We start from the raw sequence: 10,038 nt of genomic DNA, 5'->3' as shown, positions 1-10,038 counted from the left end.
GAAGTTGCGGGGGCAGCGGATCGAGTTGGGGGAGATCGAAACCGTCCTCGGCACCACGCCGGGTGTCGCCCAGGTGGTGGTCTCGGTCATGGAACTCGCTGCGGGAGAACAACTCGTGGCTCACGTCACCGGAGCGGATGTCGACGTCGAGCATCTGCGCGCGACGGCTGAGCAACTACCCGCGTACATGCGGCCCACGTCCTGGGTCGTCCTGGACGCGTTGCCGTTGAACACCGCGGGCAAGGTCGACCGAAAAGCCCTGCCCGCACCGGATTTCGTCGCCGCCGAACGTGTGCTCCCCGAGACCGACGCCGAAGTCGCGATCACCGGTGTCTTCGCCGACGTGCTCGGGCTGTCTGCCGCGGACTCGGTGTCGGTGACCGACAGCTTCTTCGATCTCGGCGGCAACTCACTGGCCGCGACCCGACTCGCGGCCCGCGTCTCCCGGATGCTCGGGGTCCCGGTACGGGTGCGAGACGTCTTCGACGCCCCGACGGTCCGTGATCTCGCGCGTCGAGTTCAGGCGGCAGACATCGCCGGGGCCGGAACAGCAGTCCCGGATCGGTCGACTGCACCGGCCCGTCCGTCGGTCTTGCCTCTCTCGAGCGCCCAGCGCCGCATGTGGTTCATCAACCAGTACGAGCCGGCGGTGGCGTCGTACATCATCCCGTTCGCCTTCCGACTCCGCGGCACGGTCGAGGTCGAACACCTCCGTCGAGCGCTCGCGGACGTGGTCGCGCGCCACGAGGTTCTCCGGACCACATACCCGGTGTCCCGCGACGGACGCCCCGAGCAACGAATCCACGACGTCGATCCGGAAAATCCCGGATTCGACTGGGCGGTGGCGGATTCCGAGTCCGAAGCGCTGGCCGTCGCCGCCGAGCCATATGACCTGACCCGTGACCTGCCCGTGCGCGCCCGTGTGTACGTCGATCCCGGCACAAGTGCGCTGCTGGCCGTCAGCATCCATCACATCGCCGCCGACGGCGAGTCGGGCCGGGCGCTGTCGCGCGATCTGCTCACCGCGTACTCGGCACGACGCGACGGTCGGAGCCCGGACTGGCCGCCGCTCCCGCTCCAGTACGCCGATCACGTCCTACGGGCCGCCGGACGAGCGGACGAGCAGGACGAGCACCGGCAGTGGTGGGCCCGCCGGCTCGACGGCGCCCCGGTCCTCATGGATCTGCCCACCAGCTACCCACGTCCGGCCACGCCGACCATGCGGGGCGCGACCGTCGAGTTCGTCATCCCGGGACGTGTCGCGCAGGGGATCGGCATCCTCGCCCGCGCCGGCGACGCCACCGCATTCATGGTGCTGCACGCGGCACTCGCCGCGGTGCTGGGTCGGCTGTCGGGGAGCCGCGACGTCGTCATCGGGACCGCCGCCGCGGGCCGCGACGGCGACACCGACGACTTGATCGGCATGTTCGTCAACACGGTGGCGCTGCGGACCCCGATCGTCCCCGCACAGCCGTTCACCGACCTCCTGCGGGTGGTGCGCGAGGTGGATCTCGACGCCCTCGATCACGCCGGCGTGCCGTTCGACGACGTCGTCGACGAACTCGGGGTGGCCCGCACCGCGTCCCACGCGCCACTGGTCCAGGTGCTGCTCACCACGTCCGATCTCGCCGCTCCCGGCGCCCCCGATGGGCAGGTCGCCGGCCTCGACGTCGAACCCGTTGCGGTCGAGGACAACTCGGCAAAACTCGACCTGACCCTCGGTGTTCTGACGGACCCGGCCGAGGGGGCTCCGTGGCGCGGTTCGCTCACCTACGCAACGGACCTCTTCGACGACTTCGCCGCGCGTCGGCTCGCGGACCGATTCGTCGGCGTACTGACGTCCGCGGTCGGCGACAGCGCACTGCCGGTCGGGGACCTCGAGCTGCTGACCCCGGACGAGGAGATGATCCCGCTCGTCTCGGGCGACCCCGATCCCGTTCCGGGACTCCTCTCGGACCTGCTCGTCGACGCGGCGCGGATGCGCCCGACCCACCCGGCCGTCGTCGACCCCGCCGCCGCGGACCCCGAACACGTCTGGACCTATGCCGAACTCGATTCGGCGAGTTCGCATCTCGCGACGGCCCTCATCGGCCGCGGTATCGGTCCGGAGGACGTGGTCGTCAGTGCGTTCCCGCGGTCGGCGACGGCGCAGCTCGCCTTGTGGGCAGTGGCCAAGACCGGTGCGGTGTACTGCCCGATCGACCCCCGCTACCCCGCGGAACGCATCGCTCGGGTCCTGGACGCCGCGAACGCCGTGCTGGTGCTCACCGACGGGAGTGTCGAGGGGCCGGCCGCCGACACGACCTCCACGTGGCCGCCGCGACTGCTGCTCGACGCGGCGCTCGTCGCCGACCTGCGCAGACGCCCGGCGCTCGACCCGCCGCGTCGCAACGGGCCGGTGACACCCGACTCCGGCGCCTACATGATCTTCACCTCCGGATCGACCGGGACGCCGAAGGGGGTGCTCGTGACGCACCGCGGCCTCGCGGGTGTCAGCACGGTGCTGCGCGACCGGCACCGATCCGGGCCCGATGCGCGCTGGCTGGCGATCAGCTCGCCCGCGTTCGATGCCGCCATGCTCGAGGTCCTCGGTGCCTACGGCAGTGCTGCGACGCTCGTCGTCGCGCCTCCCGAGGTGTACGGGGGCCGCGAGCTCGCCGACGTCATCACGACGCACCGCACCACCCACGCCTTCCTGGTGACGTCGGTGGCGGCGTCGTTGCCGGATCCCGGTCGCCTGCCCATGACCGACGTCCTCGTCGGCGGCGAGGCCGTCCCCGACACGGAGAAGGACCGGTGGGCCGCGCACGTGGCGTTCCACAACGGTTACGGACCCACCGAGACCACGATCATCAGCGTCACCTCGCCTCCGATCGGCGTCGACGAGCCGGTCCACCTCGGCAGCCCGGTCCCCGGCGCGAGCGCCCATGTCCTGGACGAGCGGCTGCATCCGGTGCCGCCGGGGGTCGTCGGGGAGCTGTACCTCGCCGGTCCCGAACTCGCACGCGGTTACCACGGACGGCCGGCGCTGACCGCCGAGCGCTTCGTCGCCTCCGTCGACGGGGCACCGGGCACGCGAATGTACCGGACCGGGGATCTCGTGCGCCGGGACCGCAGCGGCGGATTGGTCTACGTCGGCCGCGCCGACTTCCAGGTCAAATTGCGCGGACAACGGCTCGAACTCGGCGAGATCGAGGCCGTCCTGACCGCACACCCGCAGGTGCGGACGGCGGCGGTCATCGGGGTCGGGAACCCGGTGACCTCGCTGGCCGGTTACGTCGAACCCGTCGACCCCGGACGGCCGGTCGAGATCTCCGCCCTCCGTGAACATCTCGCGACCCATCTGCCATCGCACATGGTCCCGGCGGCACTCACGGTGCTCGACTCCATGCCACGCAGCCCGATCGGGAAGATCGACCGCGCCGGCCTCCCCGCCATCGAGCCGTCGAAGGCCGACGCCGAACGCGTTCCGCCGTCGACGCACACCGAGCGGTTACTCGCGGCCATCGTCGGCGAGGTTCTCGGACTCGACGACGTGTCGGTGACCGCTGACTTCTTCGTCATCGGCGGCAACTCGTTGTCGGCCACGCGTGTGAGTGCCCGCGCGGGGGACGCTTTCGGGATCCGCGTCGGTGTCCGCGACGTCTTCGAGGCGCCGACGGTTCGCCTGCTCGCGCGTCGCGTCGACGCCGCTTACGACGATGCGTCGCGACCGCCGCCGCTGCGCCGTGTCGATCCGCGGCCCGCGCACATTCCGCTGTCGTATGCGCAGCAACGGATCTGGTTCCTGAACCGGTTGGACCCGAATTCGGGGGCCTACACCATTCCGATGGCCGTCCGCCTCCGCGGCCGGCTCGACCGGGGTGCGCTACGTGCCGCCGTCGTCGACCTGCTGGCCCGCCACGAGATGCTGCGGACCGTGTTCCCGGCGCCGGGCGGTGAACCGCGGCAGCACATCCTGCCGATCGACGAGGCCCGGGCCCGCCTGCGGTGGGAGGACATCGCGGCTCCGCGGGAGCTCGCCGACCCGGCCGCACTCGTCGGTGATGCCGCCTTCGACATCACGTCCGAGCTGCCGCTGCGTATCCGCCTGTTCGCGGTCGGCGACGGTGGGATCGACACCGACGACCACGTCCTCGTCGTCGTACTGCATCACATCGCCGCCGACGGTGAGTCGATGCGGCCGCTCGTCGCCGATCTGTGGGGGGCCTATCTGGCGCGCACCGAGGGGCATGCGCCAGAGGCGGCCGCACCGGCGATCCAGTTCGCCGATCACGCTCTGTGGCAACGAGAGACGCTGGGGGACATCGACTCGCCGGAGTCCGTTCTCGGTCGCCAGGTCGGCTACTGGGTGAATCGACTGTCGGGGATCCCCGACCTCCTCCCGCTGCCCACGGACCGGCCGCGACCGGCGGTCGCGTCGCAACGGGGCGGTCGCGTCATCGCGGCCATCCCGACCGAACTGACACAGCGGATCGCGGACACCGCCCGCGCCCACGGGGCCACCGAGTTCATGGTCGTCCACGCCGCGCTGTCGATCGTGCTGGCCAGGCTGTCCGCGACCCGCGACATCGTGATCAGCACCCCGGTTGCCGGACGGGGCCATGCGCATCTCGACGACCTCGTGGGAATGTTCGTCAACACCGTGGTCCTGCGCACCGACGTCGACCCCCGGACCCCGGTCGGGGACTTCCTCGAACGGGTGCGCATCGACGACATCAACGCCCTCGCCCGCGCCGATGTGCCGTTCGAGTACCTGGTGGACCGGCTGTCCCCGGTCCGGTCGGAGGCGTTCGCCCCGATCAGCCAGGTGATGCTGTCGGTGCTGCACGATCAGGACACCGGAACCGTCGGGACCGACCCCTCGGGATCGGCGAAACTGACCTTCGAACCGATCGAGGCGTCCACCGGCACCACCCAGCTCGACCTGACCGTGGCGGTGACGATCCGTCCCGAAGGCGCGTGGGACGTCGAGATCGTTTATGCCACCGACCTGTTCGACGAGCGGACCGCGCGCACCGCGATCACCCGCCTGACCAGGGTCCTCGAGGCGGTCGTCGGTGCCGACGACATGGCTGTCGGTGCCATCGACCTGACCGACGCGTCCGAGCGCGCGCGGATCGCCGAACTGGTCGTGGGCCCCGATCTCTCGGTGCCGTGGTCGACGGTCACCGATGCGATCGAGGCGGCCGCGCGACGCTCACCGGAGTCGACGGCCCTGGTGGCCGGTGCGCGATCCGTGACCTACCGCGAGTTCATGGACCGGATCACCCAGCTGGCCGAGACGATGTCCGCACACGGCGTGGGTCCGGAAGTGGCCGTGGGCGTGTGTATCCCGCGGTCGGTGGAGCTGGTGCTCGCGATCCACGCGGTGGTGATGGCCGGCGGCAGCTATGTCAGCATCGACCCGTCGATTCCGCCCGAACGAGTCGCCGCGATGGTCGACGCCGCGTCGATCGCGGTCATCCTGACCGCTGAGGTGACCCCGTCCGCGCTGTCCGATCTGTCGGTACCGACCCTCGTCGTCGACGGAAACGCCCCGCCGGAGGACCGCTCGGGTCCCCGGCCGGAACTCCGTCGACCGTGTCCGGGCAACGCCCTCTACACGTTGTTCACGTCCGGCTCGACCGGAACGCCGAAGGGGGTCACGGTCAGTCACGGCGCCGTACTCAACCGACTCGCATGGATGGCGGTGCGTTCCCCACTGCGTCCCGACGATGCCGTTCTGCTCAAGACGCCGGTCACCTTCGACGTGTCCGTCCCCGAACTGTTCGAACCGCTGATGGCCGGGGCCCGCCTCGTCATCGTCGAGGACGGCCGTCACATCGACCCGGCCCATGTCCTCGCCGAAATCGAGCGGCATCGGGTCACCTCGCTGCACTTCGTGCCGTCGATGATGGCGGCGTTCGTCGAGTACATCGGCGACCACCCGCGGCGGCGCGCGGCACTGTCGTCGTTGCGGCGGGTCAACGCGTCGGGCGAGGCACTGCCGGCGGCCACCGCCGAGGCCATGGCGGCGCTCGTGCCGCAGGCGGACCTCGACAACCTCTACGGGCCGACCGAGGCGGCCGTCGAGGTGACGGCGTACCGCTTCGCCCCCGGCGACGTGATCGTGCCGATCGGACGCCCGAACGCGAACACCACCACGTGGGTGCTGGACGACGGGTTGCGCCCGGCGCCGGTCGGGGTGGTCGGCGAGCTGTACGTCGGCGGCGATCAACTGGCGCGCGGCTATGCCGCCCGGCCCGACCTCACCGCGGAACGGTTCGTGGCCGACCCCACCGGCCCGCACGGAGGGCGCCTCTACCGGACCGGTGACCTGGTGCGCTGGAACACCTCCGGTGCGCTCGAATACCTCGGCCGGGCAGACTTCCAGGTGAAGTTGCGCGGACAGCGCATCGAGCTCGGGGAGATCGAGACCGTCCTCGCCCGTGTCGACGGCATCTCACACGCGGCGGTCACCGTCCGGAGCGGGCCGGCGGGTGATGCACTGGTCGGATACCTCGCCGGCCGTGTCGATCTCGACGCGATCCGTGAGCATCTGCGGCAGGCGTTGCCGCAGTACATGCACCCGACGCAGTGGGTGGTCCTCGATTCGGTCCCGGTGACCGCGACCGGCAAACTCGACCGCCGGGCCCTGCCCGCGCCGCGGAGCGAGCCGGTCGAGATGGTGCCGCCCGCCGACGCCGTCGAACGGGCGGTGGCCGTCGTCGTCGCCGACGTGCTGGGACTCGACGAGATCTCGGTCACGACACCGTTCTTCGATCTGGGCGGCAACTCGCTCGCCGCGATGCGGGTCGTCGCCCGGATCGGCGAGCAGCTCGGGACCGACCTCGATGTGCGCGACCTCTTCCGCACCCCGACGGTCCGCGAGCTCGCGCAACTCGTCACGCGTCGTCGGGTCTCCGACCATCCGCTCGTCGCACGACCCCGGCCCGAGCGCATCCCGTTGTCGTATGCGCAACAGCGACTGTGGTTCATCAACCAGTTCGACGTGACGTCCCCGACGTACAACATGCCGATCGCATTCGACATCCGGGGACTCCTCGATGTCGACGCACTACGCGCCGCGGTCGCGGCTGTGATGACGCGACACGAACCGCTGCGGACCGTCTACCCGCTCGGCGACGGCGGGGTGCCGCTACAGCACATCCTCGATCCTTCGGTGGCGGCGGCCCGACTGCGCTGGGAATCGGCCGGGACGCCCGAGGACGCGATGGCGTTGTGCGCGGAGGGATTCGACGTGACGACGCAGCTGCCGTTGCGTGTGGTGACGTCGCTGGTATCAGCGGAGGGTGCGTCGCCGCCGGTGTTTCGAGTCGTGCTGGTCCTGCACCACATAGCCGGCGATGCGGCGTCCCTGGCGATCCTGGCCGCGGAGGTCCTCGGTGGGTACCGCAACGGTCGACGCACCGAAGACGGGTCGATCGAGGTACCGGAGATCGCATACGCCGATCACGCGCTGTGGCAACGCGATCTGCTCGGGGACCTCGACGATCCGACCTCACCGATGGCGGCGCAGTACTCGTTCTGGACCGAGACGCTGGCCGACGTTCCGGCCGCACTGGAGATCCCCGGTGACCGTCCGCGTCCGCCGATCGCCGACCCCACCGGTGGTCGGCTGCCCCTCGAGATCGGCGAGGAGCGCAGCGCGGCGGTGGCGGCGACCGCACGCGTGCACGGGATGACCCCGTTCATGGTCTGTCACGCTGCCTTCGTCGCGGCACTCGCCCGTGTGGCCGATGTGCGGGACATCAGCGTCGGCGCCGCCATCTCCGGTCGCGGGCACGCGGCCACGGCGGGGCTCATCGGGATGTTCGTCAACACCGTGGTGCTCCGCACATCGGTGCACTCCGAGGACACGGTCGAGGACCTGCTCCGCCGGGTCCGCGACGCCGATCTCGCGGCCTTCGCGCACGCCGACATCCCGTTCGAGACCCTCGTCGAGCACCTCACCCCGGTCCGGTCCACCGCCCACGCGCCGCTCGTGCAGGTCATGATCAACTATCTCGGCGAGTCGTCCGGGACACCGGCGGTGCCTGGTATCGGCGCGGACGCCGAGCCGCTCATCGTGGACGGTCTCGAGGTCGTGGCCGTCGAACCGGGGCCGCCGCCGGCGAAGGTCGACCTCACCCTCGGTCTCGCGGAGCGGTCCGTCGGTGCGGCTGTCGAGTTGGTCGGCGAGATCGATTACGCCGCAGCGCTGTTCGACATCGAGACGGTTGCGTCGATACGCGACGTCTTCCTAGGCATGCTCGACGCCGTGACCGGTGACATCGACATGGTGCTGAGTGAGGTCGATGTGACCGGTGCCGTTGACGGTGCGTCGCTGATCCTCGACAGCGCGGGCCGGGCGGTACCGGCGCGGGTGCCGGGTGAGTTGCACGAGCGCACGGCAGACGGTTCGCTGCTCGCGACGGGTATGCGGGCGCGGTGGGTCGACGCCTCGATGACACGACCGGAGATCCTCGGGCCGGTCGAGCGTCACCCCCGGGTCGGCGGGCGGCGAGTGGATCTCGATGCGGTGGAGGCGGCACTCAACGGGGTGGCGGGCGTCGTCACTGCGGCGGTCGTGGCGTCGGCGTCCGACGGTCAGCCGACGGATGACGGAGTCGAGGTGGGGGCCTGGGTCGTGGTGGACCGCGACGGCCCCGGCGCCTCCGACCTCCGACGCGAGCTGTCGAGAGTGCTGCCCGCACACTGTATTCCGACGGTGATCAGCGTCGTCGACGCCATCCCGGTCGGCGCGGACGGGCGACCCGGACGCCGCGAGGTCGCGGCGCTCATGAACTCAGCCGGTGGGGGACGCGAGGACGCCGAGCCCGCGGCCCCGACCGGCCGCTGGGAAGTGACGGTGGCCGAAGCGATGTCGGAGATCACCGGGACCGCGGTGACCGACGCGGACCAGGGGTTCTTCGACCTCGGCGGGACCTCGCTGTCCGCGGTGCGGCTGGTGTCGCTGCTGCGGCGACGGACCGGACTGCCCGTCGAGGTCGCATGGATCTTCGCCGGACCCACACCGCGCGATCTCGGCGCCCGGCTCGCTGCTCAGGCGACGCACGAGGAATCCACCGACACCGCCGAACCGCGGGGCCAGGTGGTCGTGCCGCTACGGGCGGACGGCAGCCGCGAACCGGTCTTCTGCGTCCACCCCGCCGACGGGTTGGCGTGGCTGTTCGCCGGTCTCACACCGTATTTCGACGACCGGCCGGTCTTCGGTCTGCAGGACCCCTTCGTGGTGGCCGGCGACACGGCCGCCACGTCGATCCGCGAACTCGCCGCGCGGTATGTGGCCGAGATCCGGGCGATCGTCCCGCAGGGGCCCTACCACCTCGTCGGCTGGTCCCTCGGCGGGCTCATCGCCCAGGAGATGGCGGCCGAATTGCGTTCGCAGGGTGCCGAAGTCGGGTTCCTCGGCCTCCTCGACAGCTATCCCGCGACCGGTGACGAACTCGAGACCGGCGGTGGACTCGAGACCGACGGGGCGCCGGCGCGCGCCGAGGTGTCCGCGGAGGATGCGCGAGCCACGGTCGCGGACCTGCTCGGCGGGTGGCGAGCGGTCATCGACGTCGACGCGGTGACCGCCTCCGACGATCCGGCCGCGATGGCGGCGGCGGTCCGCGAGCGGGTCGTCGGCCTCGGGCTCCTCGACGGCGCCGCCTTCGACCGCATGCTCCAGCGGATGGCGACGTCGGCCCGACGTGCCGTCGACCACCGACCCCGAACCTACGACGGCGACGCGATGCTCGTCGTCGCGGCGGCGGGGGAGGCCGACCCAGACAGCACCGCCGGACGCTGGACACCGTTCCTCGGCGGGCGGGTCACCCGTGTCGACGTCGATGCCGATCACCTCGGGATCGTCGGCACCGACGCGCTCGAGGTGATCGGACCGCGGATCGACGCGGCGATCCGCGAGGCCGAGTCGCGGCGCGCAAGCGACGGCCCCCACCCGCTCCCTGAGTAGGCCGGAGCTTGCGGAGGGCGCGGCCGACCCCCGCTCCCTGAGGAGCGCCCGGAGCTTGCGGAGGGCGCGGCCAA

Annotated in this window: 1 protein-coding gene; it reads left to right on the top strand. The window is 71.1% G+C overall.

Going from position 1 to position 10,038, the window contains the following annotated elements:
* Positions 1-4: 4 nt before the first annotated feature.
* Positions 5-9,964 carry a non-ribosomal peptide synthetase gene (locus M4D77_RS22335; RefSeq protein WP_311199336.1) on the top strand — a complete coding sequence of 3,320 codons (9,960 nt, stop codon included), beginning with the start codon at positions 5-7 and terminating at the stop codon, positions 9,962-9,964.
* The last annotated feature ends 74 nt before the right edge of the window (positions 9,965-10,038 follow it).

This window comes from Gordonia sp. p3-SID1431 (assembly GCF_025143765.1).
Taxonomy (GTDB): domain Bacteria; phylum Actinomycetota; class Actinomycetes; order Mycobacteriales; family Mycobacteriaceae; genus Gordonia; species Gordonia hongkongensis.
The sequence above is the reverse complement of the archived record's forward strand: the minus strand, read 5'-3'. Positions and strand labels throughout refer to the sequence as shown.